Annotated in this window: 26 protein-coding genes and 1 pseudogene; 20 read left to right on the forward strand and 7 right to left on the reverse strand. The window is 43.2% G+C overall.

The annotated features are described in order from the left end of the window. The 3 genes from ACE01T_RS12550 to ACE01T_RS12560 all read left to right on the forward strand — a co-directional run. Nucleotides 1-331 (forward strand): integrase core domain-containing protein (locus tag ACE01T_RS12550; RefSeq protein WP_002052052.1); only part of this gene is annotated, 331 nt, incomplete at its 5' end. A gap of 87 nt (nucleotides 332-418) precedes the next feature. Next, on the forward strand, nucleotides 419-1,549 hold the full coding sequence (locus ACE01T_RS12555; RefSeq protein ID WP_086195318.1) for an endonuclease/exonuclease/phosphatase family protein: 1,131 nt from the start codon (nucleotides 419-421) through the stop codon (nucleotides 1,547-1,549). 220 nt (nucleotides 1,550-1,769) lie between these two features. Next, entirely contained in the window at nucleotides 1,770-2,162 is a 393-nt protein-coding gene (locus ACE01T_RS12560; RefSeq protein WP_251992201.1) for a hypothetical protein, read from the forward strand. A gap of 170 nt (nucleotides 2,163-2,332) precedes the next feature. Here the strand turns inward: ACE01T_RS12560 and ACE01T_RS12565 are convergent, their stop codons facing one another. From ACE01T_RS12565 to ACE01T_RS12575, 3 genes are all read right to left on the reverse strand, one after another. Then, a complete protein-coding gene (locus ACE01T_RS12565; protein WP_086195319.1) occupies nucleotides 2,333-3,433 on the reverse strand; it encodes a glycosyltransferase family 4 protein in 1,101 nt (366 codons plus the stop codon). A gap of 217 nt (nucleotides 3,434-3,650) precedes the next feature. Next, nucleotides 3,651-4,586 carry an LpxL/LpxP family acyltransferase gene (locus ACE01T_RS12570; RefSeq protein ID WP_395519365.1) on the reverse strand — a complete coding sequence of 312 codons (936 nt, stop codon included), beginning with the start codon at nucleotides 4,584-4,586 and terminating at the stop codon, nucleotides 3,651-3,653. 106 nt (nucleotides 4,587-4,692) lie between these two features. Further along, nucleotides 4,693-6,603 carry an ATP-binding cassette domain-containing protein gene (locus ACE01T_RS12575; RefSeq protein WP_086195321.1) on the reverse strand — a complete coding sequence of 637 codons (1,911 nt, stop codon included), beginning with the start codon at nucleotides 6,601-6,603 and terminating at the stop codon, nucleotides 4,693-4,695. Between the two features lie 33 nt (nucleotides 6,604-6,636). Between ACE01T_RS12575 and ACE01T_RS12580 the strand changes: the two genes are divergently transcribed. The 12 genes and pseudogenes from ACE01T_RS12580 to ACE01T_RS12635 all read left to right on the forward strand — a co-directional run bounded on the left by ACE01T_RS12580 (nucleotide 6,637) and on the right by ACE01T_RS12635 (nucleotide 18,630). Further along, entirely contained in the window at nucleotides 6,637-6,882 is a 246-nt protein-coding gene (locus tag ACE01T_RS12580; protein ID WP_086195322.1) for a SlyX family protein, read from the forward strand. 226 nt (nucleotides 6,883-7,108) lie between these two features. Continuing rightward, complete coding sequence (locus ACE01T_RS12585) at nucleotides 7,109-8,110, forward strand: hypothetical protein (RefSeq protein ID WP_086195323.1); 1,002 nt, start codon at nucleotides 7,109-7,111, stop codon at nucleotides 8,108-8,110. 70 nt (nucleotides 8,111-8,180) lie between these two features. Further along, nucleotides 8,181-8,630, forward strand: a complete 450-nt coding sequence (locus ACE01T_RS12590) for an ammonium transporter (protein ID WP_086195324.1) — start codon at nucleotides 8,181-8,183, stop codon at nucleotides 8,628-8,630. Between the two features lie 35 nt (nucleotides 8,631-8,665). Beyond that, complete coding sequence (topA, locus tag ACE01T_RS12595; RefSeq protein ID WP_086195325.1) at nucleotides 8,666-11,305, forward strand: type I DNA topoisomerase; 2,640 nt, start codon at nucleotides 8,666-8,668, stop codon at nucleotides 11,303-11,305. A 96-nt stretch (nucleotides 11,306-11,401) separates the two neighbouring features. After that, a pseudogene (locus ACE01T_RS12600) lies at nucleotides 11,402-12,208 on the forward strand (NYN domain-containing protein). A gap of 1 nt (nucleotide 12,209) precedes the next feature. Beyond that, on the forward strand, nucleotides 12,210-12,968 hold the full coding sequence (locus ACE01T_RS12605; protein WP_086195327.1) for a hypothetical protein: 759 nt from the start codon (nucleotides 12,210-12,212) through the stop codon (nucleotides 12,966-12,968). Between the two features lie 134 nt (nucleotides 12,969-13,102). After that, entirely contained in the window at nucleotides 13,103-13,675 is a 573-nt protein-coding gene (locus ACE01T_RS12610; protein WP_086195328.1) for an HdeD family acid-resistance protein, read from the forward strand. 79 nt (nucleotides 13,676-13,754) lie between these two features. Next, nucleotides 13,755-14,903 carry a glycerate kinase gene (locus ACE01T_RS12615; protein WP_086195329.1) on the forward strand — a complete coding sequence of 383 codons (1,149 nt, stop codon included), beginning with the start codon at nucleotides 13,755-13,757 and terminating at the stop codon, nucleotides 14,901-14,903. A 260-nt stretch (nucleotides 14,904-15,163) separates the two neighbouring features. Continuing rightward, the gene (locus ACE01T_RS12620) at nucleotides 15,164-17,155 is read left to right on the forward strand and encodes an ATP-dependent helicase (RefSeq protein ID WP_086195330.1); all 1,992 of its coding nucleotides are present in this window, start codon (nucleotides 15,164-15,166) and stop codon (nucleotides 17,153-17,155) included. Between the two features lie 77 nt (nucleotides 17,156-17,232). Beyond that, nucleotides 17,233-17,487 (forward strand): RNA recognition motif domain-containing protein, encoded by a 255-nt coding sequence (locus tag ACE01T_RS12625; protein ID WP_086195425.1) that lies wholly within the window; start codon nucleotides 17,233-17,235, stop codon nucleotides 17,485-17,487. A 253-nt stretch (nucleotides 17,488-17,740) separates the two neighbouring features. After that, a complete protein-coding gene (locus ACE01T_RS12630; protein ID WP_086195331.1) occupies nucleotides 17,741-18,244 on the forward strand; it encodes a DUF6586 family protein in 504 nt (167 codons plus the stop codon). Nucleotides 18,245-18,351: 107 nt separating this feature from the next. Continuing rightward, on the forward strand, nucleotides 18,352-18,630 hold the full coding sequence (locus ACE01T_RS12635) for a hypothetical protein (RefSeq protein ID WP_086195332.1): 279 nt from the start codon (nucleotides 18,352-18,354) through the stop codon (nucleotides 18,628-18,630). A 53-nt stretch (nucleotides 18,631-18,683) separates the two neighbouring features. On the opposite strand, the gene ACE01T_RS12640 is transcribed toward ACE01T_RS12635, so the two are convergent. The 4 genes from ACE01T_RS12640 to ACE01T_RS12655 form a co-directional block, all read right to left on the reverse strand. Then, nucleotides 18,684-20,402 carry a cation:proton antiporter gene (locus ACE01T_RS12640; RefSeq protein ID WP_086195333.1) on the reverse strand — a complete coding sequence of 573 codons (1,719 nt, stop codon included), beginning with the start codon at nucleotides 20,400-20,402 and terminating at the stop codon, nucleotides 18,684-18,686. 152 nt (nucleotides 20,403-20,554) lie between these two features. After that, nucleotides 20,555-20,710 (reverse strand): 50S ribosomal protein L33, encoded by a 156-nt coding sequence (gene rpmG, locus ACE01T_RS12645; protein ID WP_001205031.1) that lies wholly within the window; start codon nucleotides 20,708-20,710, stop codon nucleotides 20,555-20,557. Between the two features lie 12 nt (nucleotides 20,711-20,722). Then, nucleotides 20,723-20,959: a 50S ribosomal protein L28 gene (gene rpmB, locus ACE01T_RS12650; RefSeq protein ID WP_086195334.1), complete on the reverse strand. Its 237-nt coding sequence runs from the start codon at nucleotides 20,957-20,959 to the stop codon at nucleotides 20,723-20,725. A 162-nt stretch (nucleotides 20,960-21,121) separates the two neighbouring features. Further along, entirely contained in the window at nucleotides 21,122-22,570 is a 1,449-nt protein-coding gene (locus tag ACE01T_RS12655; RefSeq protein ID WP_086195335.1) for a coniferyl aldehyde dehydrogenase, read from the reverse strand. Nucleotides 22,571-22,686: 116 nt separating this feature from the next. On the opposite strand from ACE01T_RS12655, the gene ACE01T_RS12660 reads away from it, so the two are divergent. From ACE01T_RS12660 to ACE01T_RS12680, 5 genes are all read left to right on the forward strand, one after another. Continuing rightward, nucleotides 22,687-23,388: a TetR/AcrR family transcriptional regulator gene (locus ACE01T_RS12660; protein WP_086195336.1), complete on the forward strand. Its 702-nt coding sequence runs from the start codon at nucleotides 22,687-22,689 to the stop codon at nucleotides 23,386-23,388. Between the two features lie 78 nt (nucleotides 23,389-23,466). Next, the gene (gene purU, locus ACE01T_RS12665) at nucleotides 23,467-24,333 is read left to right on the forward strand and encodes a formyltetrahydrofolate deformylase (protein WP_395519366.1); all 867 of its coding nucleotides are present in this window, start codon (nucleotides 23,467-23,469) and stop codon (nucleotides 24,331-24,333) included. A gap of 210 nt (nucleotides 24,334-24,543) precedes the next feature. Then, nucleotides 24,544-25,332: an energy transducer TonB gene (locus ACE01T_RS12670; protein WP_086195338.1), complete on the forward strand. Its 789-nt coding sequence runs from the start codon at nucleotides 24,544-24,546 to the stop codon at nucleotides 25,330-25,332. Between the two features lie 20 nt (nucleotides 25,333-25,352). After that, nucleotides 25,353-25,973: a MotA/TolQ/ExbB proton channel family protein gene (locus tag ACE01T_RS12675; protein WP_086195339.1), complete on the forward strand. Its 621-nt coding sequence runs from the start codon at nucleotides 25,353-25,355 to the stop codon at nucleotides 25,971-25,973. Continuing rightward, entirely contained in the window at nucleotides 25,973-26,377 is a 405-nt protein-coding gene (locus ACE01T_RS12680; protein ID WP_086195340.1) for an ExbD/TolR family protein, read from the forward strand. Before ACE01T_RS12675 ends, ACE01T_RS12680 begins: the two co-directional genes overlap by 1 nt. The last annotated feature ends 136 nt before the right edge of the window (nucleotides 26,378-26,513 follow it).

Genomic DNA, 26,513 nt, shown 5'->3' on the forward strand with positions numbered 1-26,513 from the left:
AAAATATGGTCGACCTGAAATATTTAATACAGACCAAGGCAGTCAGTTTACCAGTGATGCATTTATTGATGTATTGAAATCAAATGGCATTCAAATCAGTATGGATGGTAAAGGTCGATGGGTTGATAATGTGATGGTTGAACGATTATGGCGGAGCGTTAAATATGAAGAGGTGTATCTCAAAGCCTACAGCAATGTTTTGGATGCGAAGAAGCAATTAAACGCATATTTTGAATTTTATAATTTGAAACGACCTCATTCGAGTCTGGACAAAATGACTCCAGATGAGTTTTACTATGACCAGCTACCACAACAAAATAAGGTAGCTTAACTAGAGCAGAGTATCACTTATAAATAAGCTTTTAGTTGTTCAAACATGTGGGACCACCTCTTTACCAAGATAAACAGAGTAAAGCTGATGATTTGGGTGGAAATAATTGCAGTTTTAGTGATATGGCTGACATTCTGGTCACTGATTCCACGGGATGAGTGGTGGATTCGAGGTGCTGATTTTCCACGGCTACAAATTCTGGTTTTAGGACTGATTGCTTTTGTTCTGCTGCTGGTCTGGGAGCAACCCTGGAATTTAACACGGGAAATTATTTTTATCGGTCTGATTGCGGCACTGGCGTACCAGCTCAAAATGGTGCTGCCTTATACCTTTCTTTGGAAAAAGCAGGTCAAGCATGTCCGCAAACATCAGCTGAATCCTGACAAGCAAATCTCCCTGATCATTTCTAATGTACTGACGTCAAATACCCAATACCAGTTGTTAATTGAGCAGATTCAAAAGCATCAGCCAGATTTGCTGTTAACGCTAGAATCAGATCAGGTCTGGCAAAAAGCACTTTCCGTGATTGAAAAAGATTATCCCTATCGGGTGCCTGTACCTCTGGATAATTTATACGGCATGCATCTGTATAGCCGTTTAGAGCTGAAAGATACCGAGGTCAAGTTCATTTTAAGTGATGAGATTCCTTCCATTCATACCACAGTCATTTTACGTTCAGGTCAACCGGTCCAGCTTTATTGCCTGCATCCCAAACCGCCGAGCCCTACTGAAGCGAAAGATTCGACGCTACGGGATGCTGAACTATTAATTGTGGGTGACCAGATCAAGGATCTGGATGAAAGCTGTATTGTGATGGGAGACTTGAATGATGTGGCCTGGTCGCGAACGACCCGACTGTTTCAGCGCATGAGTGGTTTGCTCGATCCACGCGTGGGGCGTCACTTTGTGAATACTTTCCATGCCGATTATCCCTTATTGCGTTGGTCGCTGGATCATATTTTTCACAGTACCGATTTTGCCTTGGTCCATATGAAAAGATTGCCTCATATAGGTTCAGACCATTTTCCGGTTTATGTGGTTTTACAGACAGGACGTGTTTTTGAAGGGGTGCAAGAAGAACTGGAGCAAACGGATGCTGATGAACAGCAGGCACAAGAAACAATAAAAGAAGGTATTGAAAAAGCTGAAAAAGAAGAAAAACCAGTCACCGATGAAATTGCCCAGAGCTATAAAAATGCAATCAAGCAGGCAGATTAAATAATAGAAAAGTGTACGAAATGGCTTACATTGATTTAGGTCAATTGCGAATGTTTCTTTTTTATAAACTAGCTTAATCTGTACTCATCAGCCAAGGAGCCGGGAAAGGAAAATTCCATTATGGAAGATCAAACACATGGCTGATAGAAAGTCATCATGGATATGATGCAGCAATGGATAGCAATAACAGAATAAAAATAACATTTGAAAGCACAACCTCATGTACCCGAGTTTTGCAGGATGCAGAACTCGGGTCTATGGTTTTATAGAACCTCTTGAAAATAAAATTTCAGCCATGTATTTATCAACATTTCAAGAACTTAAAATTTATGTCGTAAATTTTACTGAACTATCACGTGATGCTTTACATATTTATGCAGGGCTGACGCTATTTTTTATCGTGGCGTTTTTCCACCATCATCAGTTGAAGTCGAAGTGGGCGATTTTGGCTGTGCTTATTGTTGCAATTGCTGCAGAGCTGTTGGATGCCCGTGATGATTTAATCAATTATGGGCTGTGGCATATTGGTGCCAGTGTGCACGATATCATCAATACCATTTTCTGGCCGCTGCTCATTTGGCTCATGGTACGATTTCGGGTGTGGAGGGTTTAATACGTTATGGCTTTCGAAATATCAATGCCTGTCATCCTCTTCATATATCCAATTATTCAATGTTTACGAAAATTTGCTTTTAATTTCGGTATTACTAACAGCTTGTCGCCATTGAAAAATGACTCATCAATGAAGTCTATTTCAAGACTTGCTTATATAATCAATGAAGTCTATTTCAAGACTTGCTTATATAAGTGAAGCGTCTGATCACACATCTCTTTCAAGCTAAATGTTGTGACTGGCTTTACTTGTTGCGGTTCATCCAGATGATTCTTGACTGCATTGAACAGTGCAGCGTGATCATCCACGGCAATTAAACCTTGTGGATACAGCTGCGATAAGATCTCCGCAACCCCGCCACGGTTCCAGCCAATCACCGGAGTGCCTACCGATAGTGCTTCTAAAGCAGTACGACCAAAGGTTTCTGCCTGATTGGAAAGGGAGAGCACCACATCGCTAAATGCCAGCCATTCACGAATATCTGAGCGATGACCAACGAAAGTGATTTTGTCAGTTAAGCCTTTGCCTTGAATTGTGTCCTGCATTTCTTTCAAATAAGCGGCTTTTTTCGGATCGGCTCCACCCACCACTACCGCATGCAAGTTGGGGTATTGTTGCTGTAATTTTTCGACCAATCCAATCAGGGTTTCATGACCTTTTAAACGGGTAATCCGTCCTGGAAGACAGAGTAAAAACTTGTTTTCCAGTTCAGGAAAGTCTTTAAAAGTTTGATTCAGCCATTGTACAGACGGCTGATAACCATGTGGGAAAGCGGTAGGGTCTATGCCACGGTAAATCCGGACAATATCCTGCGCTGGACAATTTTTGTAGTTGTCGGTGATGTATTTCACCACGCTATCCGATACGGCAATGACTTTTTCAGCCTGGGTCATGATTTGACTATAACGGTTAATCGAATAGAAGCCATGCACGGTACTGATTAAATGTGGACGACGCGCAGCAGGAATGCCTTTTAAAGCAAAATGGGTCAGCCATGCAGGCACGCGGGAACGTATATGCACGATATCTGGTTGGTGCTGTTCAATCAGCTGACGTAGCGGACGAATTTGCCATAAGCTCGACAGGGCTTTTTTATGAATGGCTAGCATCAAATGTGTTGAACCTTCCGCTTCAAGCTGGGCCACTAGCCGGCCACCATTCGACACCACCAAAGATTCATGACCTTCTGCAACCAAGGCACGGGCGATTTCTAAAGTACCGCGTTCTACGCCACCGCTATTCAGTTCAGGAAGAAGTTGCATCACTTTCATGGTTTTTTGCCTTTAGGGTTGTCGCAAAGCGGAGTTTTACCGTTCATTTATCCAATATTAGGAGTTTATTCTTTACTTTTGTTTCGGCAAAAGTAACAAAACCATCTGTTGGACTGACGATACATCCATGATATCGCAGTCTAACGGGCGACATCCTTGTCGCCTTTACACGATAGTAGATTCTGTGCGAGGTTTCTTAGTTATCTTAATTATCTTATTAATAGATTTTCTCAAAGCCTTCCGGACGAGTTTTAAAGCGACGATGGAACCACATATATTGGGTCGGGGCAATACGCAGCTGACGTTCAATAATCTGATTGACATGTGTGGCATCATCGACTTCATCTTCACTGGGCAGATTATCCACCACAGGTTCAATTAGAACATGATAACGCGGATCTTTTAAATCCCCGCTACGATAAAAATATAAAGGAATCGGTACGGCTTTGGATATTTTCAGTAAACGGCGATGTGCCGTTACCGTGGCAGCAGGAGTACCGAAAAACGGTGCCATCACACCCTGTTTTAAACCAAAATCCTGATCCGGGCTATACCAGATGGCATGACCTTCTTTCAGATTGCGGATCAGGCCACGCATGTCGTCATGGTCAATCTGGTGGGCATAAATAGTGGCACGACAGCGGTAAATCAGCATATCGAGCAAAGGATTGTTCTGCGGACGATAAACCACATCCGGTTCGAAATACTGGGCACACAGGTAGCCACCGGCATCCAGCAAAGTAGAATGCGTACCAAGCAGTAAAACCCCTTGTCCTGCGGCTTGGGCATTTTGAATATGTTCCAGACCTTCAATCGTGACGCGGTCTTTAAACCATTGCGGGCAGTACCAGGCATTCAAGGTTTCAAAAATACCAATCATCTGGTCGATAAAAACCTGACGTGCATTCTCCTGAACCTGCTGTGCAGACCATTCAGGAAAACAGACTTCCAGGTTACGGACAGTGGTTTTGCGGCGCGATTTCAGCTTGTCAAATGCCAGATTGCCAATAAAAGTGGCTAAACGGTACTGAATGGCCCAGGGTAAAATTGCCAAAATCATCAGCAAGACAATCCCAATCCAGATACCCCAATATTGAGGCAGCAGGAAAGACCATTGGAATTCTCCGGGTTGGTAATCTGGCTTTTTACTCATAGTGACCATTTTGAACAAAAGTTTTGTGCAAGTGTAACATGAAGTTATTTTTTTAATAAAAAAGCACCTGTAACGCCAATTACAGGTGCCCCTAGAATGAATCAGATCAGTTGCCGTTGACCAGATTTTCTAATTCTTCCCAACGCTCTAATTTTTCCAGTAACAGGTCATCAATTTCAGTCAGGCGGTTGGAAAGTTTCATGGCTTTGTCTGCATCGCTCACAAACAGGGAACCATCGGCAAGTTGAGCGTTAATTTCAGCTTGCTCTTTTTCCAGCGCTTCCATTTCAGCAGGCAGTTGCTCTAAAGCACGCTGATCTTTATAGCTGAGTTTCACTTTCTTTGCCGGAGCAGGTTCAGCCGCTTTGGCTTCTGCTTTGGCCATAGCTTTTTTGACATCACTTTTCTGATCCACCACAGTCTGATCAGGACGTTGTTGCAAGTAATCCTGATAACCGCCGATGTATTCATCGATATTGCCTTTACCGTCAAATACCCAGGTGGATGTCACCACGTTGTCCATAAAGGCACGGTCATGCGAGATCAGTAACAGGGTACCTTTATAATCGCCGAGCATTTCTTCTAGCAGTTCAAGCGTCACCATATCCAGGTCATTGGTCGGTTCATCCATCACAATCAGGTTGGATGGTTTGAGCAATAGTTTGGCGAGCAGAATACGGTTACGTTCACCACCAGAAAGCGCTTTAACCGGTGTACGCGCACGTTCAGGTGAGAACAGGAAGTCCTGTAAATAGCTATAGATATGGCGGCGGCCACCATTGACATCGACAAAGTCCGAACCTTCAGAAACGTTGTCTTTAACCGATTTCTCTAAATCAAGTGCATTACGTAGCTGGTCAAAATAGGCAATTTCAAGCTGGGTGCCGGTTTTTACCGAACCACCGTGTTCAATCTCGCCTAGAATAGCTTTGATCAGCGTGGTTTTACCGACACCGTTATCACCGACCAGACCTATACGGTCGCCACGTAATACCAAGGCAGAGAAATCTTTGATAATCGGTTCCTGATTGCCAAAGGCCACACGTAAATGCTCAATTTCAAACACGACCTTGCCTGAGCGGTTGGCGTCCTGAGTGGCCATGCTCACTTTGCCTTGCTGTGAGCGACGTGCTTTTGATTCTTCACGCAATTCTTTTAAGGCACGGACACGGCCTTCGTTACGGGTACGGCGTGCTTTAATGCCTTGACGAATCCAGACTTCTTCTTCAGCTAAACGTTTGTCAAATAAAGCATTTTGCTTTTCTTCTGCTTCCATTTGCTGAGCTTTAAGGTCAAGGTAACGTGAATAGTTGCCTTCAAAACTGCGCAATTGACCACGGTCCAACTCGACAATACGGGTGGCAATGCTGTCGACAAATGAACGGTCATGCGAAATAAATAACAGGGTCAGATTATTTTGATCGAGCAGGAATTTTTCCAGCCATTCAATACTTTCAACGTCCAGATGGTTTGTTGGTTCGTCGAGTAAAAGTACATCGGGTTGAGTGAGTAGGGCACGTGCTAAAAGAACACGACGTTTACGACCACCGGACAAATCGGCTAAATCGGCATCCGGGTCTAACCCCATTTTGCTTAAAATTGAATTTACTTTGTTCTCTAAAGCCCAGCCATCGACTTGATCGAGTTTGTGCTGTAAGTTACCCATGCGGTCGCAGGCTTCCATATCTCCCAGTACGCAGGCATCACTGGCTTCATGATAAGCTTTTAGTACAGCAGCAGCTTCACCTGCACCATCGGCTACAATGTCGGCGACTTTGCCGGAATCCATCGGTACATCTTGGGCCAGCATGGAAATGGTGATGCCATTTTGTATAGAAACTTCACCACGATCTGGTAGCAAACTTCCTTCGATGAGTTTAAGTAAGGTAGACTTACCCTCACCATTACGGCCAATCAAACAGACTCGTTCACCGCGTTCCAGATTAAAGTTCGCGCCGTCGAGCAGGGACGGTCCGCCAAACGCAAGTTGGACATCCCTTAAAGTAATATAGGCCATACTGTTTCCTGAAATCCCCAATGAGGACTTAAAATGACTAAACAAAAAAATCTTAATGATCAGGCGTCATTTTCCGCACACTTGGAAGATTTGCAAGTCCGAATTACATTTTTAGATGATTTAGTTGAACAGTTGAATGAACAGGTAACACGTCAACATATTGAAATTATGGATTTAAAGAAGCAAATGCAGTTGCTTTATCAGCGTGTGGAATCTGCCGATTTATCGGAAGGCATTGCTGCCTTTGATCCGATGTCCAACCGGCCACCGCATTATTGAGCTGAACCCGTCCGTGTATTAAAGCCTTGGTGTTGATCAGGGCTTTTTTATTTGAAAAAGAACTTAACTTATCCTTTCCTTCGCTATTGAATAACCTTCTAAAATTAAAGCACTAGGTCGAGTCATGCCACTGAGTAAAAAACCAGAAGCATAAAGTATTTGACCTTTGCCATGGTTCCCGTTCTAATGCACCGCATCTGCCTAGCCGAACTGTTTATTCGAAGATATGAGTCATAAAGTCGTTCTTCTTGATCTTGAAAATAATATGCCGACTGCGCAATTGTTGCGTAACATCATTCCGCATTATGCAGCAATTTACCTGTTTAATTGTCAGGGAAAATTTGAATATTCTCTGCAAGATTTAACGGAATTTTCAAGTTGGGTCAGCAGTGGGCAAGTGGTCATTCTGGAAACGGCAGAAGTCGAGCACAAAGAGTTTGAGTATGCGGTTGTGGTTGGGCAACTGCTTGCGCTGCTAGATGCCGATGCTTCTATTGAACTCATATCTGCCATGCCAAGCAGTGAAATGCTGCTCGAAATGCTGCAGTCTTCCAACCTGAACTGTAGTCTGATCCAGGTTCAGGCTGAAGAACCGGAGTTAAATACAAAGTACAAAATTCCCAGTGTCGAGACCATTCTGCAAAAGCCTGATTTATTGCTTGTCAAAAAGTATTGTGATGCTTTAGGGAAAATGAAGGGCAAACCGAATACGCTGGAGAAATTGAAGAACTCGCTGGCGAATATTTTGCAAGTCGAAAATGATCAGCTTCAGCATCTCACTGGCTTATTGATTAATCTAAAAATTGTGAAACGTTTTGACCAGCAAATCAGTTTCCGTAAAAAAGTCATTAAGCAATGGATGCAACTGGACTTGGAGCAGAAAACATCGGTAGAAAAAGCTCAAAATATTTCTGCTGCTTTTGCGGATTTATCCCCTGAATCTTCACAACAAGAAGTAGAAGAAGTGCAGGCCAAAACATTGCATCAGGCGCAAAAAGAGTTATTTAAAAACTTTTCCAAGATTGATCCGGTGCAGGTGATTGTGGCGCAAAAACTACGCGAATTAAAATCCGATAAACCGAAAGACATTTATGCCTTGCGCGATTTGCTGGAGCAGCTTTTCCCGAAATCGGATGTACGATTATTGCTTAAGGAATTGATTGAGAAAGGATATATTTACTGGAATGGTAGTGAAGTCCTGTATAGTCATGAGCTGCTCCTGAATTAATTTCATCGCTGTAACTTGCGTTTTATATTCAGCTTATGCAACTCTAATAAAGGAATAATAAGGTTGTACTATGGAAAATACTGGAATTTGGATTACAGTCTTCATCGTGCTGTTTGTGCTTGGCTCAATTTTTGGGCTACGTGTCAGCCCAAGAGAAAAAGCATTAGGCCTGATGCGTGAAAAGGCGCGCAAGATGGCTTTACATCCGCGTTTAGTGGCCGCTCCCGATTGGACCAAAGTGCCCATGGCAACGGAAAAGCGTGCCAGTATGGTGGCCTATTACAGTGTTTTAATTCCAGACGCCCGACTGCCATTGATGCGTGCACGTGTGGAAGATCAGAAACTCAAAGTTGTGCAAGGTGATGAGAAGTTTAACGATTTTCCCATTGCATTAAAGGGCATTTATGCTATTGATATGCAGGCAAACTGTGTAGGACTCTATTGGGATGAAGAATCAGACCTTCGAGCAACTCAGTTAGATGACATCAAAGCTTATTTAACGTCTTTGGCTGAATTTTAATTTATAAACCCATCAAACAGGATTAACGGTTAACTATGGCGAACGCTCCTCGGTCCACATCCAAAAGCACCACAGCAAAATCACCGAGTGCTGCGAACAAACGTGCCTTAGTGATTGTGGAGTCGCCTGCAAAAGCGAAAACAATCAACAAATATCTGGGTCCAAATTACATCGTAAAATCATCAGTAGGTCATGTGCGTGACTTGCCGACTGGCGGATCTAAAAGTACAGAAAAAAAACCTGTATCACGTGCCAAACTGACCGATGAACAAAAAGCCGAAAAAGCTCAGTTAGCTTTGGTCAATCGTATGGGGGTTGACCCTGAACATGGCTGGAAAGCACATTATGAAGTGCTTCCGGGCAAAGAAAATGTCGTTGCAGAACTGAAAAAATTGGCATCGCAAGTCGATGAAATCTACCTCGCAACGGATTTGGACCGTGAAGGGGAAGCCATTGCCTGGCATTTAAAAGAAGTGATTGGTGGGGATGATTCACGTTACCAGCGTGTAGTCTTTAACGAAATTACCAAAAATGCCATTCAGGAAGCGTTTAAACAACCGGCACGTTTAGATATTGATAAGGTCAATGCTCAACAAGCCCGTCGTTTCCTCGACCGTGTTGTCGGTTTTATGATCTCACCATTACTTTGGGAAAAAATCGCCCGTGGTTTATCGGCGGGTCGTGTCCAGTCAGTTGCGGTAAAACTGGTGGTTGAGCGTGAACGTGAAATTCGTGCTTTCATTCCTGAAGAATACTGGCAGGTTTTTGCAGATACCAAATCGCAAAAAGATGACATCCGTCTTGAAGCAGTGAAGCAGGGCGGTAAAACCCTCAAGCTGCACAATAAAGCTGAAACCGATGCTTTATTAAACCTGATCAAAGATGCCGAATATAAAGTTGCCAGCCGTGAAGATAAACCGACCAAGGTCAACCCAAGCGCACCGTATATCACATCAACCCTGCAACAGGCGGCAAGCACACGTCTAGGTTTCTCTGTGAAGAAAACCATGATGCTGGCACAGCGCTTGTATGAAGCGGGTTTCATCACCTATATGCGTACTGACTCCACTTTCTTGAGTGATGATGCAGTCAATATGGTGCGTGGTCATATTGAAAATGAGTATGGCGCAAAATATTTGCCTGCCAAGCCAAACCGCTATGGCAACAAGGCGGGTGCACAAGAAGCCCACGAAGCGATTCGTCCTTCCAATGTGGCGCTGAAAGGCGATAGCTTGGTGGGTGTGGAACGTGATGCACAACGTTTGTATGACCTGATCTGGCGCCAGTTTGTAGCTTGTCAGATGACTCCAGCAGAATACCTGTCATCAACCATTTTAGTCGATGCCAATGGTGTGGAACTGAAAGCCAAAGGTCGTACTCTGGTCTTTGATGGTTTCACCAAAGTTCGCGGTGCAAACAAAGCGGATGACGATATTCTGCTACCTGCGGTAAAAGTCGGTGAAGTACTGAAACTGGAAAAACTCGATCCTTCTCAGCATTTTACTAAACCGCCTGCACGTTTCACTGAAGCATCGCTGGTAAAAGAACTGGAAAAACGTGGTATTGGTCGTCCATCGACCTATGCTGCGATTATTTCTACTATTCAGGACCGTGGTTATGTGAAACTGGAAAACCGTCGTCTCTTTGCCGAGAAGATGGGTGAAATCGTGACCGATCGTCTCGATGAAAGTTTTAACAACCTGATGAACTACGATTTTACTGCGGATCTTGAAGGTCAGCTGGATAAAGTGGCAGATGGTCAGCGTAACTGGAAAGAGTTATTGGATAACTTCTATGGCGACTTTAAAAAACGCCTAACCACCGCCCAAGGCGAACACGGTATGCGCCGTAACCTGCCTGTGGAAGTGGAAGCGGTACATTGCCCTGAATGTTCACGTCCAATGCAGATTCGTACCGGAACCACAGGTGTGTTTCTGGGCTGTTCGGGCTATAACTTGCCGCCTAAAGAACGCTGTAAAGGTACCCTGAATTTAACACCAGTAGAATCCTTGGCAGCACTGTCTGATGATGATGCGGCAGAAACTGCAGACTTGATGTCAAAAAAACGTTGCCCGATTTGTGAAACGGCAATGGATAGTTATGTGATTGATGGTGGTCGTAAACTGCATATCTGTGGTAACAACCCGGATTGTGCCGGTTTTGAACTTGAAGAAGGTGAGTTCAAAATTAAAGGTTACGATGGTCCAACTATTCCATGTGATAAATGTGATGGAGAAATGCAGCTGAAGACTGGCCGTTTTGGACCTTATTTTGCCTGTACCAGCTGTGACAATACCCGTAAAGTGTTAAAGAATGGTCAGCCTGCACCTCCGCGTGTAGATCCAATTAAAATGGAACACTTGCGTTCAAGCAAGCATGATGATTTCTTTGTACTTCGTGATGGCGCGGCAGGTTTATTCCTGGCAGCGAGCAAGTTCCCCAAAGTGCGCGAAACCCGTGCACCGAAAGTGGCTGAACTGCGTAGTGTGGCCGAGCAGCTTGATCCAAAATATCAGTTTATTTTACAAGCGCCGGATGCCGATCCCGAAGGAAATCCAACTTTAGTGAAATTCAGCCGTAAGAATCAGGCACAATATATTGGTTCTGAAAATGCTGAAGGCAAACAAACCAAGTGGAGTCTGGTATTCCAGGATGGAAAATGGGTTGAAGCTTAAGTTTTAAGAAATGCAAAAAATGCTGACGAAAGTCGGCATTTTTTATGTCAAAATGATTCATATAACAAATGAATCAAATATTTAATTGGGGGAAGAGTGGAAATCCAGACAAAAAAATTTGCTGTACTCATTGATGCAGATAATTCTTCAATTAACGCCATTTCATCTGTACTTGAAGAAGTCGCGAAGTATGGGATAGCAAGTGTAAAAAGAGTTTATGGAGATTGGAGTAGTGAGGCGTTAAAAAAATGGAGAGATGTTCTATTACCCCATGCAATAACTCCCGTTCAGTAATTTGCTTATACAAAAGGCAAAGATGCAACAGATATGATCTTAATTATTGATGCCATGGATTTACTCTATGCAGGTGCATTAGATGGTTTTTGTATCGTATCAAGTGACAGTGATTTTACCACTTTAGCTTCACGTATTCGTGAAAATGGTCTGAGTGTTTATGGTTTTGGTAAGAAATCGACTCCTGAAGCTTTTAAAAAGGCATGTGATAAATTTATTTATGTAGAAAATCTCCTAACGGATGTAGATGTTAAAAATGGTGAGGATGAGGAATTAGCATTAGTACAAGATAAAAAAATAGCAGAAACTGTAAAGACAACAGAATCTAAAGCTATCCAACAAACTAAAGAAAGTACTTTACCCGAAGCAATGGATCGGGCTACTTTAAATTTGATTTATAAAGCTGTTAAAGATAACGCTGATGAAAATGGCTGGGCAAATTTGGGTATGGTTGGACAATATATTAGTGCAGTAAAACCTGATTTTGATTCACGAAATTATGGTCGAGCTAAATTATCAGGTTTGATAAAAACGCTTAATTTATTTGAAACTAAAATTGAAATGAGTCAAATGTATTTAAGAAAAATAAAAAAGCAGAGCATTGGATAATATGTGGAAAAACATTCGGATACTGTGTTTACTCATCATTTTATTGATTGTGGCAGTAAATGCCTACCGTGACCAGAATCAAGACTGGTCCAAACCCATTATTGTCATGCTGCATCCCATCAATGCAGATGGGCGGGCTGCGACTCAAGATTATATTCAATCGCTGAATCTCTCCGAGTTAAAAGAGAGTCAAGAATATTTACAACAGATGTCAGCACAGTACCGTGGGCAGCCGATTGCGATTTATTTCCAGTTGGGCCGTGAACTTAAACAAATTCCTCCTAAAGTACCTGAACAGGCAACCATGCTGGATACCATTTTATGGAGCCTAAAATTCCGTTTTTATGCCTGGAAACAGCATGACAGTGCTGATGGTTCACCCAGCGTGACTTTATATTTAAATTATTATGATCCCCAAACAATTAAAGAATTAAAACATTCCACTGCTTTGCAAAAAGGGCGCATAGGTTCAGTCAATTTATTTGCATCTAAAAAACAGGCTGAACAAAACAAGATTGTATTGGTGCATGAATTACTGCATAGCTTTGGCGCAAGTGATAAGTATGATTTGTCCACAGGACAGCCTGCCTATCCGATTGGATATGCTTATCCAAACCAGCAGCCTTTATTTCCTCAAGCCAAAGCAGAGTTGATGGGCGGACATATTCCACTGTCACAACAAAAAAGCAGGATGCCGGATTCATTGAAACAGACTTTGATTAATGAAATAACCGCAATTGAATTGGGCTGGAAAAAATAACCCTTGGGGATAACGATGCTTTTATCCACAGTTACGTATCGGGCTGTTGATTAAAATGCAGAGAAATAACAGACTTTTGACCGAAAATCAGCTAAAACTACAGGTATTCCTCAACAAAAGACTTGAGAAAAAACATGAGAACAGTAGGAAATGATTTAGTTCGACATCAGCTGCATGAAAATCGAAAGTGGTATTTAGGTCTGGGCATTGTGCTGACCTTGTTTGCTCTTGTACTGCTTGCTTCACTGCCTTTTGCTACGCTTTCTGTGGTATTCCTGTTTGGCATACTGATGATGATTGGCGGTATTCTGCACTTTATTGCTGCTTTCAAAATTTTTGAAGGGGGGACTCGCTGGCTATGGGCCCTGTTTGGCGTTCTGTATCTGGTCGCTGGTTATTATGCTTTTAGCACACCGGTAAAAACCGCGATTGTATTGACCAATCTGTTGGCAATTGTATTGATCGTGGCCGGTATCATCCGTATTTTTAGTGCCATTATTTTTAAAGTGTATCAAGGTTGGGGCTGGATCTTATTTTCGGGCCTGTTAACCTTGGTGACCGGGATTATGATTTTAAAATCACCTGATGCTCCGTTCTGGGTACTGGGTCTGTTTCTGGCGATAGATGTTTTATTTCAGGGGATTAATTATTTGACTTTAGCATCTTATATCAAACGTGAAGTACCGCAAAGTTCGGCAGATGTATAACAGTGAAGTAGGAGAAAAGGGCGCATAGAGCGCTCTTTTTTATTGTATAAAGATTTATTGCTTTCATTTTTTGTTGATTATGCCTAAAACCTTTGTGCTTGCCCCCGATTCCTTTAAAGAAAGTATGACCGCCGAACAGGCCTGTCAGGCGATGCAGCGTGGCATTCAAAATGTATATCCAGATGCGGTGTGTATTTCGGTGCCCATGGCAGATGGTGGTGAAGGTACTGTAGATGCCCTGATTGCTGCACAAGGTGGACAAAAGATTGAGTGTGAAGTGACTGGTCCATTAGCCTCGCAAAAAATCCAAACCTACTTCGGTTTAGTCGATGGGAGAAAAACAGCCATTATCGAAATGGCAAAAGCCAATGGCATCCATCTTTTAGAACCCGCCCAGCGCAATCCTTTACTCACGACTACCTTAGGTACAGGAGAAATGATTAAAGCAGCGCTGGATTTAGGCGTATCCAAGATCATTATCGGTTTGGGGGGCAGCGTGACCAATGATGCCGGTGCGGGTATGACACAGGCTTTGGGTGTAAAATTTCTCGATGCTACAGGCTGCGATGCTGCGGTAGGCGGTGGTCAGCTTGACCAGATTAAAAAGATTGATCTTTCCGGTTTGGATGCGCGTTTAGCACAAACAGAAATCATCATTGCCAGCGATGTGAATAATCCTTTGTGTGGTGCAAATGGTGCATCTTATGTTTTTGGTCCGCAGAAAGGGGCTACGCCTGAAATAGTGAAAACTCTGGATAACAACTTAAGTCATTTTGCTAAGCTTGTTGAGCAGCAACTTGGAATAGATTGTCGGGAGATTGCGGGTGCAGGTGCAGCAGGCGGTCTGGGCTTTGGTTTGATGGTGTTTACAGGTGCCAAGATTCGCTCAGGTGTAGAGCTGGTAATTGAACAGACCAAATTGGCAGACAAAATTGCTCAGGCTGATTATGTGTTGACGGGTGAAGGAAAAATTGATTTTCAAACAAAATTTGGCAAAACGCCGTTTGGGGTGGCGCAGGTCGCAAAGCAATTCAATAAGCCTGTGATTGCTTTTGCGGGTGTAGTTGGCGATGGTATTGATGAACTATATGACTTAGGTTTTAGTCAAATTATCGGGATTAATCCTCCTGAAATTTCAATGGAACATGCAATTGTGCATGCTTCAATGTATTTGGAAGAAGCAGTTGAGCAATATGTAAGAAACTATAATTTTAATGAACTTATTTAAATAATTAAGACATCATCAAATTTGTGAAGTTCCTTCTCCCTCAGGGAGAAGGCTAGGATGAGGGGAGTTTTAAATAGTAACCTCTCCCTAACCCTCTCCTTAAAAAGGAGAGGGAATAACGATGGGCATTTGATTGAGTAAACACAGTATTCAGTTTTTGAAAAAATGCTTAAGGAATAAAAAAATGAATCAAGGCGCATTACTCAGGTTTTACTAAAACCTCTGTTAAACTATTCATCTACCGAACACGATGAGACACCATGAGTTTAGCCACCCTGATTGATGAATTAAACCCGCAACAAAAACAGGCTGCCACCACCGAGGCAAAGCATAGTCTGGTACTTGCAGGGGCAGGCTGTGGCAAAACTAAAACCATTGTGGCACGTGCCGCCTATCTGATTGATCAAGGTGTGCCGGCCAATCAAATTCAAATTTTGACTTTTACCCGCCGTGCTGCCAGTGAAATTGTGGCACGGGTAGAATTGGCTCTGGGCGAGCAGGCCAAAGGTTTACGCGCATCCACCTTTCATACTTTTTGTATGTATTTGCTGCGCCGTATTCCCAAAGCTTTTGGTCTGGAACAGTTTTCGATTATTGACCGTGATGATCAGTTGATGATGTTTCGCTTAATTCGCGGTAAGGATGATAAAAAAAATCCCAATGCCTTGCCTAAGCCGCAGCAGCTGTGTGATCTGTATTCCTTTGCACGCAATACCCGGCAAAAACTCAGCATTTCTTTAGAGAAACAGCATCCTGAATTTTTAGAATATAAAGATCAAATCGCGGACATCATGAAAGAGTATGAAGCACGAAAACGTGCACGTAGCTTTCTGGATTATGATGATATTTTGGCAGTGGTGGCATCGGCACTGGCTCAATCGGAAGGTCTCAGTGATTATGTGGCTTCTATCTGTCAGCATATGCTGGTGGATGAAATGCAGGATACCAATCCATTGCAATGGGCTCTACTCGAACCTTTAAAAGATAAAGTCAGTCTGTTCTGTGTGGGGGATGATGCCCAGTCGATTTACGGTTTTCGTGGCGCAGACTTTGAAAATATTCACCATTTTAAAGAACGCGTACCGGATGCACAGATTTTTAAACTGGAACAGAATTACCGTTCTACCCAGCAAATTTTGGACTTGTCTAACTGGTTGCTGGATCAGAGTCCAATCAAATATGACAAACGTCTAGATGCACATCGTGGCGAGGGCATTAAACCCAAACTGCATATTTTCCCGAATGAATTTGATGAAGCCAAATGGATTGCCATTGATATCAAAGAGCGGCATTTTCTGGAAGGCACGCCTTGGCATGACCATATGGTGTTGGTACGTTCCAGTTTTGCCGCACGTCACATTGAGGCGGCGTTTATTCAGGCCAATGTGCCGTACCGTTTTATTGGTGGTATGAAACTGCTGGAAACTGCACATGTCAAAGACCTGCTTAGTTTATTGCGGGTGATTGCCAATCCGCTGGATGATATTGCCTGGATGCGTTTTCTGACCTTATGGAATGGCGTGGGAGATGTCGGGGCCAGTAAACTGGCGCAGCAATTATTGCAGCAGGACAATCCAGAACTGATTTTTGACAAACTGGAAAAATTTGGCCGTATTCCCGAGAAAACGCTGCTGATCATGAAGCAGATGTCGGTATTAAAAGATCAGGTGCAGGCTTGTGTTGCCTTAGGGATAGAAGCACTGGTCGAACAGTTGGAAGAAAACTATGCCAAAAAAGATTGGTCGAAACGGATGGGCGATTTTGATTTGGTCAAGCAGCTGGCCACCAAACATGATCAGCTGAGTGAATTTCTGGAAGAATATGTACTCGATCCGGTTTCCATCAGTGAAATTGAACGCCAGTCTGAAGATGATGTGGTGACCCTGATTACCATTCATTCGGCCAAAGGCACAGAACAGAAAATTTGTTATGTGGCCAATGTTTCTGCCGGACAGTATCCGCACGCACGCGCACAAGGCAATTTTGACGAAGTCGAAGAAGAACGCCGGGTGCTCTATGTGGCTTTAACCCGGGCCAAAGATGAACTGATTTTAACCAAGCAAAACCTGAATCTTTGGGCGCGGGATCAGGTCGATGAACAGGGACGAAAAATTGAAAGCTATTTCCTGAATGACCTGACCCGCAACCTGTGCACGACCGAGACCCATTACAAGCCGCGTCAGCAAACCGTAAAAAGTGCCTTAATTGAACGGCAATCGATTAATTTAGATTTTGGTATCGATCTCGATTAAACTATCTCAATATTGAAGTGCAAAAAGTAAGTAGGCGAGTGCTTTTTGGTTTTTTTAGCCTATTTAAAGGTCATCAGATGAAAATTTTAGTTCGTAATTTAGAACGTACAGTGACAGAAGCTGAATTGCTTGAACTGTTCAAGCAATATGGCACGGTAGATTCATGCACCTTGGTTTTAGATGCTGCAACAGGTAAATCAAAGGGTTTTGCTTTTGTGGAAATGCCACATGGCCGTGAAGCGGTGAAAGCGATTAAAGGCTTAAATACCCTGCGTTTGCATGGAGCGGGGATTCGTGTGAAACAGGCTGAAGACAAGCCAGCAGCAGAATAAAGAATGAAAGGAGCGATGCTCCTTTTTTTATGGATGAAATAACCAGGCTTTGATCAGGTTGAATTGGTCTATTGAATCCCCATCTTTTGATCTGGAAGGATGTAAATTATTCTGGCTGAAATCATCCATGATCATTGAAGTGACACTCTATATCTCACTCATTGAAATGAATCTTCCACAATTTTTATTGTAATTTTTCTGAAAGACCGTTTAATCTTAACGGTGTAATCACGCCAAATCTTAGGAAATCACCATGTCTCGTGTTGCTCGCTTTCATGCCGATCGTACCAATCAGAAACTGTATTTTGCACGTCTTGCATGTCAACAAGCGGAACAAACCGACCATATTCAGCAAGCTCAGGCACATCGTGAAGCGGCGGTATTTCATTTGCATGGTGCAGTATTGGCATTTTTGCAGGAACTGGTTCGTTACTACCGGTTAAATGACTTTGCTCCGACCTTGAAATCGATTGAAGAACATATGGCAGAAAAAGGGCAGATTTCGCCTGAAGTGACTGTGATGCAGCAGTTGGCGAAACAGGGTTTTATTGCCGAGCTAAAACGTGCCTACCGTATGTGTCAATATGCACCAGAACCGAGTGCTCCAGAACCTGAAGATGAAACATCTTCCAACCTGATTATTAAAGTGACCCAAACCCCTCAAGCCTGGTTGCCGGATACCAAAATTCTGCGTGAATGGCATCGTGACCTGACCCAGTTAATTGACGGGTTTCGTAATGAGATGGTTGAATTTTAAACTTTAGCACCGGTACTCTTGAAGTTTCTGTCATCGACCTTATATAAATAGTCTAAGTAATGCAAAGTGCAACAGCCCTTTGCCACCATGTTGAACATGGAGGATATATGTCTATAGAACATTTGAAAGAATTATTTGGTAGTCAAGAAGCGATTTTAGAACTTGTTCAACTTGAAGGTGGTGAGTTGGCATTGCGAAATGCAGGCTCTGAAAAAGAACCGCTGGTCAAGATTCAGTTTAATGATCAGGTCAAAGCGTTACTTGGTGATCAAACGCAGGTAATTGCCCAGCACATGATGCAGGCGGCTTTGTTTGCCATGATGGAAAAGCAGGTCAATGAGTGGCAGGCTGAAATCATGGATGAACAGCCGAAGTATCTGAGTTAAGCTTGTTTAAACCTAAAAAGCGCACTTTGGTGCGCTTTTTTATGAATTGAAGATTAGTGTGTCGGTGCTTGATGATGCGCAATCTGGATCTGGTTTAAAATATGGTTGGTCATGTTGATAGCCATTTCTTCTTTGGCAAAATAAACCTGACCGATATTTTCACGACGGATCACCTCAGCTTCTTCCTTGCTTTCGGCACATACCAACACCTGAATTTGTGGATTCAAGGTTTTGGCAATGTCGACAATTTTATGGATATCCAGAATATCCATTGGAGACAGTACCAGCAGGCGTGCATGCTGGATATGCGCCTGAATGAGTACCCCGGCTTCGGTCGCGTGTCCGGATACCGCTGCAATGCCTTTGTCACGTAGGCTTTCAACGATCTCACGGTTTTCTTCGGCAATTACCACTTTAATTTCTTGCTGCATTAAGGCTTTGGTAATGCGGCGTCCCACCTCACCATGACCAACAATCACCACCTGATCACGCAAGTATTCTTGTGAGACTTCATCTGGCAACATCGACAGCGGGTCACCACTACGTTCAAGCAAGCGGGCCAAATGTGAGCGTTCACGAATCCAGTTTTGTACCGGTTCAATGGCAGAGAACACAAATGAATTTAAGGTAATGGAGATAAGTGCACCGGCTAAAATCAGGTTTTGTCCTTCTAAAGACAATAGATTTAGTGAAACGCCTAAGGTCGCCAAAATGAAAGAAAACTCGCCAATTTGTGCAAGGCTGGCACCCACTGTTAAAGCGGTGTTAATTGGATAACGGAAGAACAGCACCAGTGCCATTGCCGCGATAGTCTTGCCAATCATAATAATGGCCACCACGGCAAGAACATGCCAGGGCTGCTGCACTAAAATCATGGGATCAAACAGCATGCCTACTGACACAAAGAATAAAATTGAGAAAATTTCACGTAAGGGTAAAGTTTCTTCTTCGGCACGATGGCTGAAATCGGACTCTTTGACCACCATCCCGGCGAAGAATGCACCCAGTGCCATCGATACACCAAAAACCTTATAAGCACCAAAGGCTATAGAAACCGCAGCAGCTACTACGGTCAAGGTAAACAGTTCACGCGATCCCAGACGAGCAACGATCTGCATAATCCAGGGTACCAGACGTTTACCTACAATCAGCATAAAGGCAATAAAGCCGGCTACTTTCAATAGGGTGACAGCTAAAGTCATCCAGATATTGGCATTTGGGTCTGAGCCGGAAATTGCTGTTCCACCCAGTAAAACTGCAGTGGCAGGGAGCAGTACAAGTACCAGCACCATGACCAGATCTTCAACCAATAACCAGCCCACGGCAATCTTGCCATTTACAGAGTTGATGAGACCTTGGTCTCCCAAGGCTTTCAGGAGGACCACGGTACTGGCACAGGACAGGCTTAGACCAAACACCAGTGCAGAGCCAAAACTCCAGCCCCAGATCATCGTTACGCCTATACCAAGCAAGGTTGCTACAGCAATTTGCAGAACTGCACCTGGTAAGGCAATACGGCGTACCTGCATCAGGTCGGTTAAGGAAAAATGCATACCAACCCCGAACATCAGGAACATGACCCCCAGTTCAGCCAGCTGGTTGGCAAGATGAATATCGCCCACAATGCCTGGCGTATTCGGGCTAATCACAATACCCGCAACTAAATAGCCAATTAGGGGAGGAAGACGAATACGTGCAGCAATATAGCCAAAAATGAGTGCCAGTCCAAAGCCAACGGCAAGTAATATAATCAGATCTATATCATGAGGCACTAAAGACTCCTTAAGCTTGAGCCAAAGTTAAGGGTAAAAAAGAATAAGCACAAAAAATGCCAAAAAAGAATGCCTAGAAGTGTAACAAGTCGGGTAAAAAAAATGCAAAAAAAAAACGACCCGGAAGGGCCGCTTTTTTCAAGAAGTCAAAATTATTTAATTTTAGCTTCTTTGAAGATTACGTGTTGACGGATTTTTGGATCAAATTTTTTGATTTCCATTTTTTCCGGCATAGTACGTTTGTTCTTAGTCGTAGTATAGAAATAACCTGTACCAGCTGAAGAAACTAGGCGAATTTTATCACGCATTGTACTGACTCCTTAGATCTTTTGACCTTGAGCACGAAGATCAGCAACAACCTTTTCAATGCCCAATTTGTCGATAATACGCATACCCTTAGTGGTTAAACGAATACGTACGAAACGTTTTTCGCTTTCTAACCAGAAACGGTGGTGATGCAGGTTCGGCTCGAACCGGCGTTTGGTTTTGTTATTGGCGTGCGAGACATTGTTTCCAACGACTGGACGCTTGCCGGTAACTTGGCAAACCTTAGACATGGTGAACTCCATTGCTAGACAGCACCGATTGTGCGGCTAGTCATTAAAAGTAAACGGATGAAATCATTCAAGGGGCGTTTTATACCAAAAATACGCTTAAAAGACAAGCGAATTTAAGAAAAACGCGGCATGATCATGTGTGATAGATCATGCCTTGATCAGTTATCGAAGAAGGGTCTTGGAAATCAGTTTGTGAATCGGCTTGTTAAACGGTGGGAGAATGAATTTTAAGCTATACAGCTTTGGATTAGACATTACTGACCGTTCATGCGACAAACTGAAGAAACCTTCTGGACCATGATATTTACCCATACCTGAAGCACCGACCCCACCAAAAGGTAAGTCATCCTGTGCTACATGGGTTAATACCATATTCTGTCCGAAATGCCCTGAATGAGTATGCTGTGCGACATAGTCGGCACGCGCCTGATCAAAGTCGAAATAGTATAATGCAAGTGGACGAGGACGGCTATTAATAAAGTCAATCACATCGTCAATTTGATCATATTCCAGAATAGGAAGGATCGGACCAAAAATTTCTTCTTTCATAATCCGCATTTCCGTTGTGACACCGGTCACGACGGTTGGCGCAATTTTTCGAACCTTGCTTAAATCTTCATGTGCCGGATTTAATTCAATAATTTTAGCGCCATGGGTACGGGCATCTTCCAGATAGCCCTGCAGGCGGTTGTATTGTTTGTCATTAATAATCGAGGTGTAATCCTGATTGTATTCAATACTTGGATACATCTCTTCCACACAGGCTTTAAAATGCTCAACAAATTCGGCGGTTTTACCTTTAGGCAGGAACATATAGTCCGGTGCCACACAGGTTTGACCTGAATTCCACAGTTTACCTGCAGCCAGGCGCTGTGCCACATCTTGCAAATCAATAGAAGGATGAACCAGTACCGGTGATTTGCCGCCCAGTTCTAAAATTACCGGCACCAGGTTTTCTGCAGCTGCTGCCATTACGGTTTTACCAATTTCGGTTGAACCGGTAAAAACAATTTTATCAAAGGCTAAATGGCTAAAGGCATCGGAAACTGGTCCGCCACCATTAATCACCGCAACCAGTTCGGTCGGAAATGCTTCACCCAAGGCTTTTTCCAAGGCACGACCAAAATGACTGGAGGCACTAGAAATCTTGATCATGGCATGGTTACCAGCGGCAATTGCACAAATGAGCGGACCAACCGACAACAATAATGGGTAGTTCCATGGGGCAATAATCCCGATCACACCCAAGGGTTGATATTGCACCCATGCTTTTGCTGGCTGATGGATAATTCCAACATGACGCTTCGAAGGTTTCATCCAGCCGGTCAAATGCTTGCTATAATATCTGATCTGTTCAAGGCAGGTGAGTAGTTCACCGATTTTGGTTTCACCAATAGAACGGTTACCATAGTCTTGATTAATTGCTTCAGCAAATTGATCTTGATATTTAACTAAGATACGCTTGAGGCGTGCTAAACGGTCAATCCGCTCTTTTGCCGATGGAAAGGAATGACGCAGGTAAGCGTGCTTTTGCTGTTCTAGTACGTCATGTAAGTGCTGAATATTAAACGAATGTGGTGTCATTGAAGTTGTTTTTGTCTGACTGTTCATGACCTGCTACCATTGAATAAAAAGCGATTAATTTAATTTTTAGAGTAAAAACTCTAAATAGTCAAGTTACTTTATGTGTTAGTTCGCTAACCTATTGAATGAATGGTTACTTTAGGATGTCTCACTCCAAAACGGTGAAAACCAAAGAACGTATTTTACAGCTCAGCTTACAGTTATTTAATGAACGCGGTGAGCGTTCGGTAACAACCAATCATATTGCAGCTGAACTGAATATGAGCCCGGGTAATTTGTATTACCATTTTCGCAATAAAAACGAAATCATCAAAGAGTTAATGGAGCAGTATCAAGGCGAAACTCTGGAGATGCTGGCATTGCCTGATGATCGTCCGCTTGATGCCAACGATAAAATTCGTTATTTTCAGGTGCTGAGCAGCCAGCTTTGGGCCTATCGCTTTTTGCATCGTGATGTCTATCATTTGGTTGAAAATAATGAAGATTTTAGAAAAATGTATCCACGCTTTGCCGGACAGGTGATGCAGCAGGGGCAAAAAATCTATAAAGCTTTCGTGAATGCGGGCTTAATGGAAATGACAGACTCAGAAATTGAAGCCCTGATTATTAACTTGTGGATTGTTTTGACCAACTGGACCAACTTCCTGTATATGTCAGGTCATATTACCGATTCGAACCATCTGGAAGAAAAATGGGTGTGGCAGGCATTACGTCAAATGGTATTTCTGGAAGGGGCTTATCTGCGTGGTGAAAGCCGTCAAACTTATGAACATTTACTTGAAACGCTCGGCCCTTCAGAGCTTTTTGAAAGTTTATCGTCCAGTAAAAAACATGATGCAGGCTAGCCTATTTAGAAAGCCTAAAAAAAGCGTTAGAATACTCGGCTTGTTTTTCAATTTAACTGATTAGTGATATTAACCAACATGAATATGTCCACTGCTAACACGGCACGTTTACTGATTACTTGTGAAGATAAACCAGGTATCGTGCAAGCTGTTTCGAGCTTTTTGTATCATCAGGGAGCAAATATTACCGCACTTGATCAATACGCGACTGAAGCTCAGGGCGGACGTTATTTCATGCGTGTTGAATTTGAACTGGAAAATTTGCAAAGCCGTAAAGAAAGTTTAACCCAGACTTTTGCCAGCAATGTGGCAGAACGCTATGACATGCACTGGCGTCTGGCACTGGTCAGTGATGTGAAAAAAGTCGGGATTCTGGTTTCTAAAGTCGATCATGCCTTGCTTGAGCTGTTATGGCGTCATGCGCGTGGCGGTTTACAATGTGAAATTACCAAAGTGGTCTCCAACCATGACACCTTGCGTGAAGCGGTAGAAAACTTTGGTATTCCGTTTGAAGTGGTGCCGGTGAATAAAGAAAATAAACGTGAAGCCTATGCCAAAATCGATGAAATCATGCAGGGCAACGATTTACTGATTCTTGCGCGTTATATGCAAATTCTGGATGAAGAATTTGTTAAAAACTGGGAAATGAAAATTATCAACATCCACCATTCCTTCTTGCCAGCCTTTGTCGGTGCGAACCCGTATAAACAGGCCTATGATAAAGGGGTGAAACTGATTGGTGCAACAGCGCATTATGTGACTGCTGACCTCGATCAGGGCCCGATCATTGAACAGGATGTGGAACGCGTGAACCATGATTTCACCGTTGATCAGCTCCGTGAACTTGGACAAGATGTGGAACGCAATGTTTTGGCCCGTGCAGTGAAATGGCATCTGGAAGACCGTATTATTGTGGATGGCAATAAAACAGTTGTTTTTCAATAAATATTGCTAAAAATACTGGTTTAAAAGGCATGTTTTAGGCATGCCTTTTTCGTTTTCGATTCAAAAAACTTATCAAAACGGGCATTTTAATAGTTGCAAATGAAAACACTTCTCATTTATTATTGGGGTGCTTTAATTGTACTAACCGATGAGCCTGATTGCTGAAATCTTTATAGATCTACAATCGCTTAAATTAGGTAACTGATTTTAATGAGTCAATCCTCCGCTCTAAAGATGCAAACTCCCAATCCAATGAAAAAGAAAATGATCACTGCCTTGCTTGCGGTAGTGGTGGGTCACATGGGCGTGTTGTGGGCGGTAGGGCACATGAAAACTCCGGAACTGAAACCGATTGAAAAAGAACCGTTAAAGGTGCGTTTTGTAAAAATTCAAGGGCCAGCAAAACCGCTACCACCAAAGCCTAAAGCGGAACCGAAAAAAGAACCCCCAAAACCGAAAGAAGTGAAACAGGTTGAAATTGTAAAAAAACAGCTTCCACCCCCACCGAAAAAGGTAGAAAAGGTTCAACAAGTTAAAAAAGCAGAAACACCGAGACCCGTGATCAAACCGGTGGAAGCACCACCGAAACCGACAGTAACGACCACGATTTCTGAAACCAAAGTGGTGAAACCCGCACCAGTGACACCTCCACCTGCGCCAGTTACACCGCCTGCACCGGTTGCGCCTCCTGCATTGCCATCACCAAAAAATGTTGTGATTGGTGGTTCAGGCGTGCAATGGAGCCGTTCGCCAAAACCATCCTATAGCAATAGCGATCTGCAAGGGCAAACGCGTACAGCCATGGTGTATATTGAAGCGAATGAAAAAGGGGTAATTACCTCAGCGCATATAGTACGTTCGACGGGTGTTCCTGCTTTAGATGAAAAGATTTTACGCTCTGTGCGTAGTTCCAAATTCAAACCGTACAAAGAAAATGGCGTGGCTTATCCAATCAAGGCTAACCTCCCATTGGAATTGACAGTGAATCCACGCGGCTAACATTTATTAGGAGTTCGAGTATGAACTTTTCAGTTTATTGGCAACATGCTGATGCAGTGAGTAAAACCCTGTATTTCGTGTTATTGGCAATGTCGATTGCGACATGGACCATCTTCATTTTACGTATAATGGGGACTCGCCAACTGAAACAACAAGCTTATGCTCAACTTTCTCAAGCGTTAAGCAAGTTAAAAGCAAAATTTGCAGCTTTGAATTTTGAACAACGTAAAGCTGTGGCAGAACAGGCGTTGTTGCGTCAAATTTCAGCTGAAAAATCCAATGCTGAAAAAGGTGTGGCAGTTTTGGGTACCATTGCTTCACTGGCACCGTTTGTAGGTTTGTTTGGTACGGTTTGGGGTATTTTCCACGCGCTGGTTGCAGTAGGTAAGAGTGGTCAGGCAGGCTTGGCTCAAGTGGCGACACCTGTTGGTGAAGCCTTGATTATGACCGGTCTGGGTTTGGCTGTCGCGATTCCTGCGGTACTGGCTTATAACATGTGTACCCGTGCCAATCGAAGTTTGTCACACGAGTTACAAGATCAGGCACACAGTTTGTTGATTGATACCATGTTGCAACAGGACAGTGCAGCTCAGGTAGAAACTAAAGCAGCAACAAACAATCTGGTGGGAGGTCAGGCTTAATGGGCTTTCAATTGGGCGAAGACAACGATGTAGGTATGAATGAGATGAACCTCATTCCACTGATCGATATTATGTTGGTATTGATGATCATCTTCCTGGTGACAGCAACCGTTGCTAACCCGTCAATTCCATTAACCTTACCTAAAACAACAGCAGATATTACGGATTTGCCGCCTAAAAACGTCACTATTAGTATTAATGCCAGTGGAGAGGTTGCCTGGAATGGCAAGGTGCTCACGCTTGATGAATTGCAGACGAAATTTAACCAAGCGGGTCAGGAACAGCGTCAGCCAACCATTATTTTGAAAGCAGATAAAGAATCACGTTATGATACGGTTGCACAAGTGATGTCTCGTGCGAGCGAAGCCGGGCTCAGCGATATTGCCTTTGCGACTGATAACTAATCTGATCCTTTAAAAAAGCGACCCTTAAGGTCACTGCTGTCCCATAGTTTGCTTTAAATAAAAAAACCTGAGTCCTAACAGTTAAAATATGAGTGCAAACAAACACTTTAACGACCAGGATTCAGGTTTTGTCACA

The organism is Acinetobacter uliginosus, assembly GCF_044130295.1.
In the GTDB taxonomy this organism is placed as follows: domain Bacteria; phylum Pseudomonadota; class Gammaproteobacteria; order Pseudomonadales; family Moraxellaceae; genus Acinetobacter.